Source organism: Streptomyces sp. WZ.A104 (assembly GCF_002382885.1).
In the GTDB taxonomy this organism is placed as follows: domain Bacteria; phylum Actinomycetota; class Actinomycetes; order Streptomycetales; family Streptomycetaceae; genus Streptomyces.
Map to the genome: position 1 here is coordinate 1 of NZ_NWVL01000081.1, position 14,498 is coordinate 14,498.

The 14,498-nt window shown below is 70.2% G+C and carries 10 protein-coding genes, 1 tRNA gene and 1 pseudogene; 7 read left to right on the forward strand and 5 right to left on the reverse strand.

Going from position 1 to position 14,498, the window contains the following annotated elements; translation table 11 throughout:
* Positions 1–100: 100 nt before the first annotated feature.
* Together CIB93_RS31165 and CIB93_RS31170 are read left to right on the forward strand one after the other, a co-directional pair.
* Positions 101–184 (forward strand) — tRNA-Leu (locus CIB93_RS31165).
* An 85-nt stretch (positions 185–269) separates the two neighbouring features.
* Positions 270–1,058: a helix-turn-helix domain-containing protein gene (locus tag CIB93_RS31170; RefSeq protein WP_096631759.1), complete on the forward strand. Its 789-nt coding sequence runs from the start codon at positions 270–272 to the stop codon at positions 1,056–1,058.
* Between the two features lie 6 nt (positions 1,059–1,064).
* Here CIB93_RS31170 and pyk read toward each other — a convergent pair whose 3' ends face one another.
* Positions 1,065–2,504 (reverse strand): pyruvate kinase, encoded by a 1,440-nt coding sequence (pyk, locus tag CIB93_RS31175; RefSeq protein ID WP_096631761.1) that lies wholly within the window; start codon positions 2,502–2,504, stop codon positions 1,065–1,067.
* Positions 2,505–2,624: 120 nt separating this feature from the next.
* Positions 2,625–3,350 (reverse strand): SIMPL domain-containing protein, encoded by a 726-nt coding sequence (locus tag CIB93_RS31180; protein ID WP_096631762.1) that lies wholly within the window; start codon positions 3,348–3,350, stop codon positions 2,625–2,627.
* 138 nt (positions 3,351–3,488) lie between these two features.
* Here CIB93_RS31180 and CIB93_RS31185 point away from each other — a divergent pair, with 138 nt between their 5' ends.
* On the forward strand, positions 3,489–5,321 hold the full coding sequence (locus tag CIB93_RS31185; protein ID WP_096631764.1) for a bifunctional UDP-sugar hydrolase/5'-nucleotidase: 1,833 nt from the start codon (positions 3,489–3,491) through the stop codon (positions 5,319–5,321).
* Between the two features lie 13 nt (positions 5,322–5,334).
* The gene (locus tag CIB93_RS38485) at positions 5,335–5,478 is read left to right on the forward strand and encodes a hypothetical protein (protein ID WP_218839810.1); all 144 of its coding nucleotides are present in this window, start codon (positions 5,335–5,337) and stop codon (positions 5,476–5,478) included.
* On the opposite strand, the gene CIB93_RS31195 is transcribed toward CIB93_RS38485, so the two are convergent.
* Together CIB93_RS31195 and CIB93_RS31200 are read right to left on the reverse strand one after the other, a co-directional pair.
* The gene (locus CIB93_RS31195) at positions 5,475–6,923 is read right to left on the reverse strand and encodes a lysine N(6)-hydroxylase/L-ornithine N(5)-oxygenase family protein (RefSeq protein ID WP_096631766.1); all 1,449 of its coding nucleotides are present in this window, start codon (positions 6,921–6,923) and stop codon (positions 5,475–5,477) included. The genes CIB93_RS38485 and CIB93_RS31195 overlap by 4 nt on opposite strands.
* Before the next feature lie 245 nt (positions 6,924–7,168).
* Positions 7,169–8,563, reverse strand: a pseudogene (locus CIB93_RS31200) (aspartate aminotransferase family protein); the annotation flags it as partial.
* A 485-nt stretch (positions 8,564–9,048) separates the two neighbouring features.
* Between CIB93_RS31200 and CIB93_RS31205 the strand changes: the two are divergent.
* The 3 genes from CIB93_RS31205 to CIB93_RS31215 all read left to right on the forward strand — a co-directional run bounded on the left by CIB93_RS31205 (position 9,049) and on the right by CIB93_RS31215 (position 11,574).
* Positions 9,049–10,878 carry a SulP family inorganic anion transporter gene (locus CIB93_RS31205; RefSeq protein ID WP_373558820.1) on the forward strand — a complete coding sequence of 610 codons (1,830 nt, stop codon included), beginning with the start codon at positions 9,049–9,051 and terminating at the stop codon, positions 10,876–10,878.
* Positions 10,875–11,096 (forward strand): alkylphosphonate utilization protein, encoded by a 222-nt coding sequence (locus CIB93_RS31210; RefSeq protein WP_030079631.1) that lies wholly within the window; start codon positions 10,875–10,877, stop codon positions 11,094–11,096. Before CIB93_RS31205 ends, CIB93_RS31210 begins: the two co-directional genes overlap by 4 nt.
* 115 nt (positions 11,097–11,211) lie before the next feature.
* On the forward strand, positions 11,212–11,574 hold the full coding sequence (locus CIB93_RS31215) for a helix-turn-helix transcriptional regulator (RefSeq protein ID WP_096631767.1): 363 nt from the start codon (positions 11,212–11,214) through the stop codon (positions 11,572–11,574).
* Positions 11,575–11,669: 95 nt separating this feature from the next.
* On the opposite strand, the gene pepN is transcribed toward CIB93_RS31215, so the two are convergent.
* Entirely contained in the window at positions 11,670–14,279 is a 2,610-nt protein-coding gene (pepN, locus tag CIB93_RS31220; protein ID WP_179500308.1) for an aminopeptidase N, read from the reverse strand.
* Between the last annotated feature and the right edge of the window lie 219 nt (positions 14,280–14,498).

Here is a 14,498-nt window from a genome sequence, read left to right on the forward strand (position 1 = left end):
GGTCACGGGGCTCCTTGATTCAGGGCAGGCACTGCTGCGAAGCAGCCTACCTACCTGCCACTGCCTTCTGTCACCAGGTACACTGCTGATCGGCTTGCACGCCGGGTTGGCGCAATTGGTTGACGCGGAGGTCTCAAACACCTCTGTCCGAAAGGACATGTGGGTTCGAATCCCATACCCGGTACCGTCCAGCAGAGCGGATGTCCACTTTCGCGTGAACATCCGCTTTTTGCTGTGTGCGTTCGAGCGGTGCCACGAAGAGTGGACGAATGAACGCACACAGCACCGAGGTACGCCAAAAGGCGCTCACTCTCCTCCGGAACGGCGCCAGGGGCGCCGAAGTGGCCCGTCAGCTGAACGTGCCTCGCGGAACCGTCTCGTACTGGCTCCACCTGGACCGTGCCAAGCGCGGCGAGTGCCCTGGGGCTCACATCCCGTCGTGCCACCGATGCGATGGCGCACCCCTCCACGAGTCCGCCTACGCCTACCTGCTCGGGCTGTATCTGGGCGACGGTCATATCAGCCGGCACTCGGCGCACCGGGCACCCAATCTCATGATCACGCTGGACGACACGTGGCCCGGCATCCAGGACGAGGCGGAGGCCGCGTTGCGCAAGGTTTTCCCTACGAACGCCACGTGCCGGGTCCGCAGGGCTGGGTGCCACAACATCAAGGTCTACTCGAAGCACCTCATCTGCCTCTTCCCCCAGCACGGTCCCGGCCGCAAGCACGAGCGCCACATAGCCCTGGAGTCCTGGCAGCAGGCGATCGTCGACTCGCACCCATGGCAGCTCGTACGAGGGCTCATCCACTCCGACGGCTGTCGTATCACCAACTGGACCACGCGCATGGTCGGCGGTGAACGGAAGCGCTACGAATATCCGCGGTACTGGTTCACCAACGTCTCCGACGACATCCGTCGGCTCTACACCGACGCCCTCGACACGCTTGGCATCGCCTGGACGCACTGCACGCGCGCGGGCAAGCCCTACAACATCTCCGTAGCCCGACGGGCATCCGTCGCCCTCATGGATGCGCACGTCGGGCCTAAGTACTGAGCCGCCCTACTTCGGGCTGTCGTCCTCGCCGATGTGGTGGACGCGGACCAGGTTCGTGGAGCCCGCCACACCGGGCGGGGAGCCGGCCGTGATCACCACGGTGTCGCCCTTCGCGCAGCGGCCGATGCGCAGGAGTTCCTCGTCGACCTGGGCGACCATCGCGTCCGTGGAGTCGACCTTCGGGCCGAGGAAGGTCTCGACGCCCCAGGTGAGGTTGAGCTGGGCGCGGGTGGCTTCGTCGGGGGTGAAGGCGAGGAGGGGGATGGGCGAGCGGTAGCGGGAGAGGCGTTTGACCGTGTCGCCGCTCTGGGTGAAGGCGACGAGGAACTTGGCGCCGAGGAAGTCGCCCATTTCGGCGGCGGCCCTGGCTACCGCGCCGCCCTGGGTGCGGGGCTTGTTGCGTTCGGTGAGGGGCGGGAGGCCCTTGGCGAGGATGTCCTGCTCTGCCGCTTCGACGATGCGGGACATGGTGCGTACGGTCTCGATGGGGTATTTGCCGACGCTGGTCTCGCCGGAGAGCATCACCGCGTCGGTGCCGTCGATGATCGCGTTGGCGACGTCGGAGGCTTCGGCGCGGGTGGGGCGGGAGTTGTCGATCATCGAGTCGAGCATCTGGGTGGCGACGATGACCGGTTTGGCGTTGCGCTTGGCGAGTTTGATGGCGCGCTTCTGGACGATCGGGACTTGTTCGAGGGGCATTTCGACGCCGAGGTCGCCGCGGGCGACCATGATGCCGTCGAAGGCGGCGACGATGTCGTCGATGTTCTCTACGGCTTGGGGTTTTTCGACCTTGGCGATGACGGGGAGGCGGCGGCCTTCTTCGTCCATGATGCGGTGGACGTCGTCGATGTCGTGGCCGGTGCGGACGAAGGAGAGGGCGATGATGTCCGCGCCGGTGCGCAGGGCCCAGCGGAGGTCGTCGATGTCCTTTTCGGAGAGGGCGGGGACGGAGACGGCGACTCCGGGGAGGTTGAGTCCCTTGTGGTCGGAGACCATGCCGCCTTCGATGACGGTGGTGTGGACGCGGGGGCCGTCGACGTCGGTGACTTCGAGGGTGACGCGGCCGTCGTCGACGAGGATGCGTTCGCCGGTGGTGACGTCGGCGGCGAGGCCGTTGTAGGTGGTGGAGCAGATGTCGCCGTTGCCTTCGCTTTGGAGGGGTTCGACGGTGATGGTGAAGGTGTCGCCGCGTTCAAGGAGTACGGGGCCTTCGCGGAAGCGTCCGAGGCGGATCTTCGGGCCTTGAAGGTCGGCGAGGATGCCGACGCTGCGGCCGGTTTCCTCGGACGCCTTGCGCAGGTGGTGGTAGCGCTCTTCGTGTTCGGCGTAGGTGCCGTGGCTCAGGTTGAAGCGGGCGATGTCCATTCCCGCTTCGAGCAGGGCTTTGATCTGGTCGTATGTGTCGGTTGCGGGTCCCAGGGTACAAACGATTTTCGCTCGGCGCATACGTCGAGCCTAAACCTTACCTACGGGTAGGTATTTGGCTCCGTGTGACACCTCAACAACCTTTGAGTGAAGGGTTATTGACAGGTGTTGAATTGTGCGGCTGGGTGCTCTGATGAGCGTTTATCCGAGGTTCGGCGGGATGAGGGTGAAGGACGCTTCGACGTGGGCGTCGACGGTCTGGCGTACGGGTTCGAGGTCGACGGGGGCGGCGTCGGCGGTGGCTTCCGTTCCGGAGCCCCGGAAGGGCATGGCCGTGCCGGCGAAGGCGGCGCGGGCGAGGTGGCCTCCGGTGTGGGTGCCGGTGTCGCTGAGTTCGAGGAGGGCGCCGAGGCGGGTGTCGAGGGCGTCGGCGTATTCGCGAGCCCGTTGAAGGGCTTCCTGGACGGCTTGTCGGCGGGCGGCCGCGTGGACGGGGGATGTCGGGCGCAGGGCCCACCAGGGGCCGTCGACGCGGGTGAGGTCGTGGTCGGCGAGGCGGGTGATGAGTTCGCCGAGGGTGGTGAAGTCGTTGAGTGTGACGGTGAGTTGGATGCTGCCGTGGTAGGCGCGGATGCGTTCGGCGCGGCCGCGGCGGGTGAGTTCGGGGTTGATGGTGAGGGTGCCGGTTTCGAGCTTTTCGATGGCGTCGCCGTAGGTCTTGATGAGGTCGAGGGCGGTGGCGTTGCGGCGGGTGAGGTCGTCGAGGGTGGTGCGGCGGTCGGTGCCGCGGGCGGTGAGGGTGACGGCGATGTGGGCGGTCTCGGGGTCGACTTCGAGGTGGGCTTCGCCGCGGACGGTGACGTGGGGGGTGGTGGGGGTGCCGTAGGGGTGGTGGGTGGCGGGGGTGGGGGTGGGGGTTTCGGTCATGCGTTCACTGTGGCACGGAGGGTGGTGTGTCGTGGTGTGTGGCGTGGTCATCTGATCGAAACCTGCGTGGGGTGTTGTGCGTGGTGGGCGCCGGGTCAGAATCTACGCGCGTTGCCCTACTGAATGAGGAGTGAAGAGATGCCGTTGAACCGTAGGACGTTTCTGGGCCGTTCGGCTGCCGCCGGTGCGGGTGTGGCGATGGCGGGCGGTGCGGTCGTGGGCTCGGCCGGTGTGGCGGAGGCGGCGGAGGCGGGGCGCGGGCGCGGGCACGGGCACGGGCGGCCTGCGAAGCGGTACTCGTTCACGGTGATGGGCACGACCGATCTGCACGGGAACGTCTTCAACTGGGACTACTTCACGGGCGCGGAGTACGACGACGCCGCCCACAACGACGTCGGTCTGGCGAAGATCTCGACGCTGGTGGATCGGGTGCGCCGGGAGAAGGGCGGCCGCAACACCCTGCTGATCGATGCGGGCGACACGATCCAGGGCACGCAGTTGTCGTACTACTACGCGAAGGTCGACCCGATCACGGCCCGGCGCGGCCCGGTGCATCCGATGGCGCGGGCGATGAACGCGATCGGCTACGACGCGGCGGCGCTCGGGAATCACGAGTTCAATTATGGGATTCCGGTGCTGCGGAAATTCGAGGAGCAGTGCGATTTTCCGCTGTTGGGGGCCAATGCGCTGGATGCGAGGACGTTGCGGCCGGCTTTCGCTCCGTATGTCATCAAGCGGATGCACACGCCGTGCGGGCGTGATGTGCGGGTGGCGGTTCTGGGGCTGACGAATCCCGGTATCGCTATCTGGGACAAGGCGCATGTGGGCGGGAGGATGGTGTTCCCGGGTCTGGAGGAGCAGGCGGCGAAGTGGGTGCCGAAGTTGCGTTCGATGGGTGCTGATGTGGTGATCGTGTCGGCGCACTCGGGTTCCTCGGGGACGTCGTCGTACGGGGACCAGTTGCCGTACGTGGAGAATGCCGCGGCCCTGGTGGCGGAGCAGGTTCCGGGGATCGACGCGATCCTGGTGGGACACGCGCATGTGGAGATCGCCGAGCACTTCGTGACGAACAAGGAGACGGGCAGGCGGGTTGTTCTCTCGGAACCCGCGAAGTGGGGCCAGCGGCTGACGCTGTTCGACTTCGACCTGGTGTGGGAGAAGGGCCGGTGGGTGGTGGAGAAGGCCGGTTCGCAGGTGCTGAACTCCAACACGGTGCCGGAGGACCGGAAGGTGACGTCGCTGCTGCGCGAGGAGCACCGCAAGGTGGTGGCGTACGTCAACCAGGTCATCGGTAGGTCGGTGGTGGCGATGTCGACGGCGGACGCGCCGTGGCAGGACGAGCCGATCATCGATCTGATCAACCAGGTGCAGACGGACACGGTGACGGCGGCGCTGGCGGGTGGGGAGTACGCGGCGCTGCCGGTGCTGTCGCAGGCCTCGTGCTTCTCGCGTACGGCGGGGATTCCGGCCGGTGATGTGACGATCCGGGATGCGGCGGGGCTGTATCCGTTCGAGAACACGTTGGAGGCACGTCTGATCACGGGTGCGCAGTTGAAGGAGTACCTGGAGTATTCGGCGCGCTATTACGTGCAGACGCCGGCGGGTGGTCCGGTGGACCCGGCGAAGCTGACGAACGCGGACGGGATTCCGGACTACAACTATGACGCGGTGTCGGGGGTGACGTACGACATCGATATCGCGAAGCCGGTGGGTTCTCGGGTCACGGGGCTGTCCTTCGAGGGGGAGGCGGTCGATCCGGCGGCGCGGTTCGTGTTCGCGGTGAACAACTACCGGGCGAGCGGCGGGGGCAACTTCCCGCATGTGCCGGGGGCGCGGCAGCTGTGGGCGGATTCGGACGAGATCCGGAACACGATCATCGGGTGGGTGCGGGAGAAGGGGTCGGTGGACCCGGCTTCGTTCGCTTCGGTGGGGTGGCGGCTGACGCGTGAGGGGGCGCCGGTGTTCCCGTAGCCCCGGCTGCGCGGTGGTGCTTGGCCCGGGGCTCCGAGGGTGGGGTCCCGGGCCGTTCTGTGTCCGGATCGACCAGGCCTGTCTGGGCTGGTTCGGTGTCCGGATCGACCGGGTCTGTCGGATCTACCGGATCGACTGGCTCTACCGGATCGACTAGATCGACTGGCTCAGGGGGGTGAGCTCAAGGGCCTGGGCGGGGATTCTCGGCGGTTGGGGGGTGAGGCCGAAGGTGGTGAAGGCGGTGCGTTCGGGGAGGGGGTAGGGGGTGGCGCCGGTGAGGTTGTTGAGGATGGTTGCGCTGCGCCAGGCGGCGAGTCCGAGGTCGGGGGCGCCGACGCCGTGGGTGTGGCGTTCGGCGTTCTGTACGTAGACGTGTCCGGTGACGGCGGGGTCGAGGACGAGGCGGTATTGGTCGTCGATGCGGGGGCGGTGGGAGGCGTCGCGGCGGAGGTAGGGGTCGAGGCCGCCGAGGATGGTGTCGAGGGGGCGTTCGCGGTAGCCGGTGGCGAGGATGACGGCGTCGGTGGTGAGGCGGGAGCGGGTGCCCTGCTGGGTGTGTTCGAGGTGGAGTTCGACGCGGGTGTTGGCGACCCGGCCCGCGGTGCGGACGCTGACGCCGGGGGTGAGGGTGGCGTCGGGCCAGCCGCCGTGGAGGGTGCGGCGGTAGAGCTCGTCGTGGATGGCGGCGATGGTGTCGGCGTCGATGCCCTTGTGGAGCTGCCATTGCCGGGGGACGAGTTCGTCGCGGGCGGATTCGGGGAGGGCGTGGAAGTAGCGGCTGTAGTCGGGAGTGAAGTGTTCCAGGCCGAGTTTGGAATATTCCATGGGGGCGAAGGCCTGGGTACGGGCCAGCCAGTGGATCTTCTCGGCGCCTTCGGGGCGGGCGCGCAGGAGGTCGAGGAAGATCTCGGCGCCGGACTGGCCTGATCCGATGACGGTGATGTGTTCGGCGGTCAGGAGCCGTTCGCGGTGGCGGAGGTAGTCGGCGGAGTGGAGTACGGGGACGGATTCGGCCTGGGCGAGTGGCTTGAGGGGTTCGGGGACGAAGGGTTCGGTGCCGATGCCGAGGGCGATGTGGCGGGCGTGGGCGCGGCCGAGGGCTTCGGCTTCGCCGTCGCGGTCGAGTTGGGTGAAGTCGACTTCGAAGAGGGCGCGTTCGGTGTTCCAGCGGACGGCGTCGACCTGATGGCCGAAGTGGAGGCCGGGGAGTTGTTCGCTGACCCAGCGGCAGTAGGCGTCGTACTCGGCTCGTTGGATGTGGAAGCGCTCGGCGAAGTAGAAGGGGAAGAGGCGGTCGCGGGTGCGGAGGTAGCTGAGGAAGCTCCAGGGGTTGGCGGGGTCGGCGAGGGTGACGAGGTCGGCGAGGAAGGGGACTTGGAGACTGGCGCCGTCGAGGAGGAGGCCGGGGTGCCAGTGGAAGGCGGGGCGCTGTTCGTAGAAGGTCGCGGCGAGGGGGCGGGGGTCGCCGGGGGCGGCGGGGATGTTGTGGGCGAGGGCGGCGAGGGAGAGGTTGAAGGGGCCGATGCCGATGCCGACGAGGTCGTGTGGCTGGTCGGGTTCGGGGGCGGGCCGGTCGGGGCCGGGGGCGGGCCGGTCGGTCATCGCGGGGTGTCGCCTTCCGTGGGGTGGTGATGGGGGGTGGCTTCGTGCGGTGCCAGGTGGGTGGGGGCGGTTGTTGGGTGCGGGGTGGGGTGGGCGGGGGTGATCGTGGGTTTCGGTGAAGCAGGTGGGGTGGGGGCGGCTTCCGGTGAGGCGGGTTGGGCGGTGGTGGTCGCGGGGTGCGGTGGGGTGGTCGCGGGGTGCGGTGGGGTGGTCGCGGGGTGCGGTGGGGTGGTCGCGGGGTGCGGTGGGGTGGGGGGCTGGGTGAGGAGGCCAGTGGTGGTGGCGGTGACGAGGTCCAGGAGCGTCTGGAGGTCGCCGGGGGTGGTGTGGGGGTTGAGAAGGGTCGCCTTGAGCCAGAGGCGGCCGTCGGCGTGGGCGCGGCCGAGGACGGCGTGGCCGCGGTTGAGGAGGGTGCGGCGGACGGTGGCGACGGTGTGATCGTCGGTGCCGGTGGGGCGGAAGAGAACGGTGCTGATGGTGGGGCGGTCGTAGAGATCGAGCGTCGGGGTCTTGGTGACGAGGTCTGCGAGGTGGTGGGCGGAGGCGACGGTGCGGTCGATGAGGTCGGCGAGCCCGTCGCGGCCGAGCGCCCGGAGGGTGACGGCGATCTTCAGCGCGTCGGGGCGACGGGTGGTGCGCAGGGAGCGGCCGAGGAGGTCGGGGAGGCCTGCCTCGGTGTCGTCGTCGGCGTTGAGGTAGGGGGCGAGGTGGTGGAGGGGGTCGAGGTGGTGGCGGTCGGGGACGGCGAGGATGCCGGCGGATGCGGGCTGCCAGCCGAGTTTGTGCAGGTCGAGGGTGACGCTGTGGGCCCGTTCGAGGCCTTGGAGGAGGGGGCGGTGGGTGGGGCTGAGGAGGAGGGGCCCGCCGTAGGCGGCGTCGATGTGGAGTTCGGCGCCGTGGGTGGTGCAGAGGTCGGCGATGGCGTCGAGGGGGTCGATCTCGCCGGTGTCGGTGGTTCCGGCGGTGGCGACGACGAGGAGTGGCCGGTGGAGTTCGGTGAGGGCCTGGTCGAGTGCGGCGGGGTCCATGGTGCCGGTGGGGGCGGGGACGACGACGGGTTCGGGCAGGCCGAGGAGCCAGGCGGCGCGGGCGACGCTGTGGTGGGCGTTGGCGGCGCAGACGGTCTGGACGGGGCCGTGGCGTTCGCGGGCGAGGAGCAGGGCGAGCTGGTTGGCCTCGGTGCCGCCGGAGGTGATGACGGCGTCGGGTGCGGGCGCGTGCGGGTAGACCTCGGCCGCCAGGGCGGTGGTCAGGTCGGCCTCGATGGCCGAGGCGGCGGGGGCCTGGTCCCAGGAGTCCATGGAGGGGTTGAGGGCGCTGGCGGCGAGGTCGGCTGCGGCGGCGAGCGCGAGGGGCGGGGTGTGGAGGTGGGCGGCGCAGTGTGGGTGGGCGGGGTCCGCGGCGCCTTCGGCGAGGGCGGTGACGAGGCTGCGCAGGGCGTGCTCGGCGCCGGTGCCCCGGTTGGGGATGAGGGGGTGGGTGGCGCTGCGGGTGCGGGAGGTGACGGTGTCGGGTCCGCCGGCCGGGAGGGGCCCGCCGCGACGGGCAGCGCCATCGTGGAGAGCGGCCAGGACGGTTTCGACGAGGGGGCGCAGTGCGGCGGGGCCTGCGGTGCCTCCTGCGAGGGGCGGGGTGGGCATGGGTGGGGTGGTCCTTCGGAAGCGCGGGGTGGACATGCCAGCTTGTCCCGGGTTTCGGGTGGCGCGGCCGAAGAGCCCAACGATCTCAACTCAAAAGGGGTACTGGCGACCGGTGTGGCCGACCGGTGAGGGGGTGGAGTGGTAAAGGTGTGCGGTCGCTGGACGGCTGTACGGGGTCGGGTCGGGTCGGGTCGGGGGGCGCATTGGCCGCACCTCGGGCCGCGCACCTGAGGTCCCGCCGACTCTCTCGGCCAAGGCAGCCTCTCCGAATTGCATAATGAGCGAATTGCCAATTTACGCAACTCACTACATGCTGTACGGGTCGTTCCCTCGCCGCCCGCGAGGTGCGGCCCCGCAGGGCGTTCCCGTCCGCGGTGGTGATGCCCTGCCGAGGAGAGGTCCGAGCCGTGTCGGTCCCCCTGCATCCGGCCCGGAGTCGGGACCGGGTGCGCTCATTGCTTCCGGTGCGGGCGGACTTCGTGGCCATGGCCCGTGACCCGCGTCGCGATCTGCTCGCCGGTCTGACGGTGGCGATCGTGGCACTGCCCCTCGCCCTCGGCTTCGGAGTGGCGTCCGGGCTGGGCGCGGAGGCCGGGCTCGCGACGGCCGTGGTGGCGGGTGCGCTGGCGGCGCTGTTCGGCGGGTCGAACCTTCAGGTGTCGGGGCCGACCGGGGCGATGACGGTGGTCCTGGTGCCGATCGTCGCCGAGTACGGTCCTGGCGGGGTGCTGACCGTGGGGCTGATGGCGGGGGCCCTGCTGATCGTGCTGGCGCTGCTGCGGGCGGGCCGGTCGATGCGGTACGTCCCGGCGCCGGTGGTCGAGGGGTTCACGTTCGGTATCGCGTGCGTCATCGCTCTCCAGCAGGTTCCGAACGCCCTCGGAGTGGCCGCGCCGGAAGGTGACAAGGTGCTGGTGGTGGCGTGGCGGGCGCTCGGGGAGTTCGCCGCCGACCCGAACTGGGCTGCCCTCTCGATCACCGTCGGGGTGGCGGGGCTGATGCTCGTGGGGGCGCGCCGCTTCCCCGGTGTTCCGTTCTCGGTGGTCGCGGTGGTCGTCGCGACGCTGTCGGCGCAGCTGTTCCGCCTGGAGGGGGCGACACCGATCGGGGCGCTGCCCGCCGGGCTCCCCGCTCCCTCGCTCGGGTTCCTGGATCTGTCGGCGGTGGGCTCGCTGCTGGCCCCGGCGGTCGCGGTCGCGGCCCTGGCGGCGCTGGAGTCCCTGTTGTCGGCAACCGTGGCGGACGGCATGACGACCGGGCAGAAGCACGACCCGGACCGGGAGTTGTTCGGGCAGGGCATCGCGAATCTGGCCGCCCCGCTGTTCGGCGGGGTGCCCGCGACGGCCGCCATCGCGCGGACGGCGGTCAATGTCCGTAGCGGTGCGGCCTCCCGGCTGGCGGCGCTGACGCATGCGGCCGTACTGGCGGTGATCGTCTTCGCGGCGGCTCCGCTGGTGTCCCGGATCCCGCTCGCCGCGCTGGCCGGGGTGCTGCTGGCCACGGCGGTCCGGATGGTCGAGGTGGGGGCTCTGCGGGCGATGGCGCGGGCGACGCGTTCGGACGCGGTGGTGCTGGTGCTGACGGCGGTCGCGACGCTGGTGCTGGATCTGGTGCTCGCGGTCGTCATCGGGCTGGCGGTGGCGGGGGCCCTGGCCCTGCGTGCGGTCGCGGGCGAGGTGCGGCTGGACCGGATGGATCCGAGCGACGGTTCGGACTACGGCGAGCACGCGCGCTACGAGGGCGACGCGAACGATGCACGCGATGCACGCGATGCACGCGATGCACGCGATGCACGCGATGCAAGCGATGCAAGCGATGCAAGCGATGCGGTGAACGACGTGGGTGGGCCGGCGGTACCGGCGACCTCGCCCGGTGTCGAGAAGCTCGCCGAGCACATCGTGGCGTACCGGATCGAGGGGCCTTTGTTTTTCGCGGGGGCGCACCGTTCCTTGCTGGAACTCTCCGAGCTCGCCGAGCTCTCCGGCGTCCGCGTGGTGATCCTGCGCATGTGCCGGGTGACGACGGTCGACGCCACCGGTGCTCTGGCGCTGAAGGACACCGTGCACGGGCTGAACCGGCGCGGCATCACCGTGCTGGCCTCCGGTATCCGCCCCGGGCAGCGGCGGGTGCTGGAGTCCGTCGGGGCGCTGGACCTGCTGCGGCGGGAGGGGCGGGAGTACGCCACCGCGTCCGAGGCGTTCACCGGGGCCCGGGACCGCCTGGCGGCGGCTGCCCGCGACGGTTCGCGTCCGGCGTCGAGAGATGTCCCGGTGCAAGAGCTGCACAGGGTGGAGAAGGGCAGGAACGCGCCATGAGCGACATCGTCGTGAAGGACAGCAACGGGACCGTGCTGGCGGACGGTGACTCCGTGACCACGGTCAAGGACCTGAAGGTGAAGGGCACGTCGGAGACGCTCAAGCGCGGCACGCTCGTGAAGAACATCCGGCTCACGGGGCGCGCCGGTGAAATCGAGTGCAACACCAAGAAGGTCAAGGGGCTCGTGCTGAAGACCGAGTTCCTGAAGAAGGCCTGACCCGGCCGGTCCCCGGGTTCATCCTCGTGGGGCGAAGGCGCGAGGATGAACCCATGGAGAAGAGTTCTGGTCAGCTGCGGTGCGGCGGGTTTCCGGCGCGCGGAACGGGGCGCCGGTGAGTACGCCGCTGTACCGCTTGAAGGCGGAGTTCTTCAAGACGCTGGGACACCCGGTCCGGATCAGGGTCCTCGAACTGCTCAGCGAACGCGATCACGCGGTCTCGGAGATGCTGGGCGAGGTGGGGGTCGAGGCTGCCCATCTTTCGCAGCAGCTGGCCGTGTTGCGCCGGGCCGGTCTCGTGACGGCCCGGCGGGAGGGCTCGGCCGTCCACTACACGCTGGCCGACCCGGAGGTGGCGGAACTGCTGCGGGTGGCACGGACGATCCTGTCCGGGGTGCTGGCGGGCCAGGCGGAGCTGCTCGCCGATCTGCGGGCGACGGGCGGCAGGGAGAACGGCACACCGGACGGCAGCGGCTGAGACCCGGCCGCGTACCGCCGCCGCGGTGATCCTTTACGGCTGTGGTGGCGTGGCCAGGTCCATGCCACCACAGCCGTACGTGAAGGTGCGTCGGGTCAGTCGGCGGTCGATGTCCGTACGGCCAGGGCGCGGCGCAGGTCGTCGAGCTGGTCGACGAGCTTGCGGCGGAGGGCCGGGGTGAGGTCGGGGTCCTCCAGGGCGCGGGTGCCGGTGGCGAGGCTGTCGGGGTCGACGGCGTACGCGGGGAACGCGTGGCGTCCGGCGGCCTCGGCGATGGCGGGGCCCCGGCGGGCGGCGAGGGCGATGGCGTCCGGGTAGAAGCGGGGCACGTACGCGGTCAGGAGGTCTTCCTGTCCGGGCTGCCAGAAGCCTTGGGCGGTGGCGGTGAAGAGGTAGTTGGACAGGGTGTCGTCGGTGAACAGGGCGTCCCAGGCGGTGGCCTTGGCCTCGGGTGTGGGCAGCGCGGCCCGGCAGCGGGCGGCGCCTTCGCGGCCGGTGGCGCTGGGGTCCGCCGCGAGCGCGGCGGCGATGGCGGCCTCGTCGGTGGCGCCGAGGACGGCGAGGCGGGTGAGGATGCGCCAGCGCAGCTCGGGGTCGAGCTCGGGTCCGCCGTGGACGGTGTCCTCCTCCAGCCAGCTCTGGAGGGTGTCGGGCTGGGCTGCGGCGTCGATGAAGTGGCGTACGGCGATGAGGCGCAGGCCGGGGTGGGACCCGTCCTCGGTGCGGCGGATGAGGTCGCGGCAGAGGCCGGTGAGGGTGGCGAGGGCGGAGGGGCGGTCCTGGGGGGCGACGTAGCGGGCGGCGATCTGCCCTGCGGCGAAGGACAGGACGCCCTGGACGAGGGCGAGATCGCTCTCGTACGGGAGGTGGGTGCGGGCGGTCGCGAGGTAGGTGGCGGGGGCCAGGTCGCCGTCGCGGACCATGTCGCGGGCGGTGTTCCAGACGACGGCCCGGGTGAGGGCGTCGGGGATGGCGGAGAGGTCGGTCAGGACGGTGTCCCAGGAGGCGGCGTCGAGGCGGACCTTGGCGTAGGTGAGGTCGCCGTCGTTGAGGACGACGAGGGCGGGGCGGCGGCCGGGGCGGACCGTGGGCGTCCCGTCACCGGGTACGTCGATCTCGAAGCGGTCTCGCGGGGCGAGGTGGCCGGGGCCCGCCTGGGTGTTGAGGGCGTGGTCGAAGGTGGAGACGGCGATGCGGTGGGGGCGGCTGCCGTCCCGGGTGACGGTGAGGGCCCAGGACTGGCCGTTGCCCTGCCCATGGCCCTGGCCGTTCCCGGCGGGACCGGCGGGGCCGGCGTGCGCGGTGCCGTCGGCGACCTCCGCGGTCAACGTGTCGATGCCTGTGGTGCGCAGCCACTGCTCGGCCCAGGCGTGGACGTCGCGGTCGGTGGCGGAGGCCAGGTTGTCGATGAAGTCCGCGAGGGTGGCGTTGGAGAACTTGTGCCGGGCGAAGTGGGTGTTGATGCCCGTGAGGAAGTCCTTCTCCCCGAGCCAGGCGACGAGTTGGCGCAGGGCGGAGGCGCCCTTGGCGTAGCTGATGCCGTCGAAGTTGAGGAGCGCGGACGCGGTGTCGGGGACGGCGTCGGGGTCGGGCGCGACGGGGTGCGTGGAGGGTCGCTGGTCGGCGTCGTAGCCCCAGCCCTTGCGGGCGACGCCGAAGTCGACCCAGGTGTCGGGGAATGGGGTCTGCCCGGCTCGGACGGAGTTGAGAGCTCGGGGAAGGGCGATCTCGGTGAGCGTCTGGTAGCCCATGTACTCGGCGAAGGACTCGTTCAGCCAGATGTCGTCCCACCACGCCAGGGTGACGAGGTCGCCGAACCACATGTGGGCCATCTCGTGCGCGATGACCATGGCCCGGGTCTGGCGCTCGGTGTCGGTGACGGCGGAGCGGTAGACGAACTCGTCGCGGAAGGTGACGAGTCCGGGGTTCTCCATGGCGCCCGCGTTGAACTCGGGGACGAAGGCCTGGTCGTAGGAGTCGAAGGGGTAGGGCTCGTCGAACTTCTCGTGGAAGCGGTCGTAGCAGGCGCGGGTGATGTCGAGGATCTCGTCGGCGTCGGCGTCCAGGTACGGCGCGAGGGAGCGGCGGCAGTGGATGCCGAAGGGCAGTCCGGCGTGCTCGGTGGTGACCGAGTGCCAGGGGCCCGCGGCGACGGCGACGAGGTAGGTGGAGATGAGAGGGGTGGGGGCGATGGACCAGCGGCCCTCCCCCGTGTGCTCGGCGACCCCGTTGCCGAGGACGGTCCAGCCCTCGGGGGCGGTCACGTCGATGGCGAAGACGGACTTGAGGTCGGGCTGGTCGAACGCGGCGAAGACCCGCTGGACGTCCTCCATGAACAGCTGGGTGTAGAGGTACGTCTCGCCGTCGGTGGGGTCGGTGAAGCGGTGCATGCCCTCGCCGGTGCGCGAGTAGCTCATGGCGGCATCGATATGCAGCTCGTGGGGGCCTGCGGCAAGGCCGGTGAGCGGGTAGCGGTTGCCGTCGAGGAGGGCGGGGTCCAGGGGCTGTCCGTCGAGGCTGACCGAGCGCAGGGTGGCGGGCTTGACCTCGACGAAGGTGTCTCCGGCCGCGCGGGCGGTGAACCGGATGGCGGTGCGGGAGTCGAAGGTCTCCTCACCGGTGGTGAGGTCGAGGGCGATCGTGTACCGCTCCACGTCGAGGATCTGGGCTCGGGTCTGCGCTTCGTCGCGCGTCAGTACGGACATGCGCCCCATGCTGCCGTACGGGGTACGGCGGGCGCAGCGGGGTTCTCCCTCGGCGGACGGGCGGAGCGAGGGCGGGCAGGCCGGGCGGAACGGGGGCGGGCGGATACCCCCGGGGGGCTGTTGCGCGTACCATCTCCTCGGCGCGGCACATCGAGTACCGGGGTTGTTCCTCATGACGCTCACGCCTGCGCACGATCCTGCCGGTTCGAGACCCGCGGG

What these genes read in the sequence shown, in the direction of transcription:
- CIB93_RS31210 (WP_030079631.1), top strand. Translation starts at nt 10,875, where the DNA reads ATGAGCGACATCGTCGTGAAGGACAGCAACGGGACCGTGCTGGCGGAC.
- CIB93_RS31205 (WP_373558820.1), top strand. Translation starts at nt 9,049, where the DNA reads ATGGCCCGTGACCCGCGTCGCGATCTGCTCGCCGGTCTGACGGTGGCG.
- CIB93_RS31195 (WP_096631766.1), bottom strand. Translation starts at nt 6,923, where the DNA reads ATGACCGACCGGCCCGCCCCCGGCCCCGACCGGCCCGCCCCCGAACCC.
- pyk (WP_096631761.1), bottom strand. Translation starts at nt 2,504, where the DNA reads ATGCGCCGAGCGAAAATCGTTTGTACCCTGGGACCCGCAACCGACACA.
- CIB93_RS31170 (WP_096631759.1), top strand. Translation starts at nt 270, where the DNA reads ATGAACGCACACAGCACCGAGGTACGCCAAAAGGCGCTCACTCTCCTC.
- pepN (WP_179500308.1), bottom strand. Translation starts at nt 14,279, where the DNA reads ATGTCCGTACTGACGCGCGACGAAGCGCAGACCCGAGCCCAGATCCTC.
- CIB93_RS31185 (WP_096631764.1), top strand. Translation starts at nt 3,489, where the DNA reads ATGCCGTTGAACCGTAGGACGTTTCTGGGCCGTTCGGCTGCCGCCGGT.
- CIB93_RS31180 (WP_096631762.1), bottom strand. Translation starts at nt 3,350, where the DNA reads ATGACCGAAACCCCCACCCCCACCCCCGCCACCCACCACCCCTACGGC.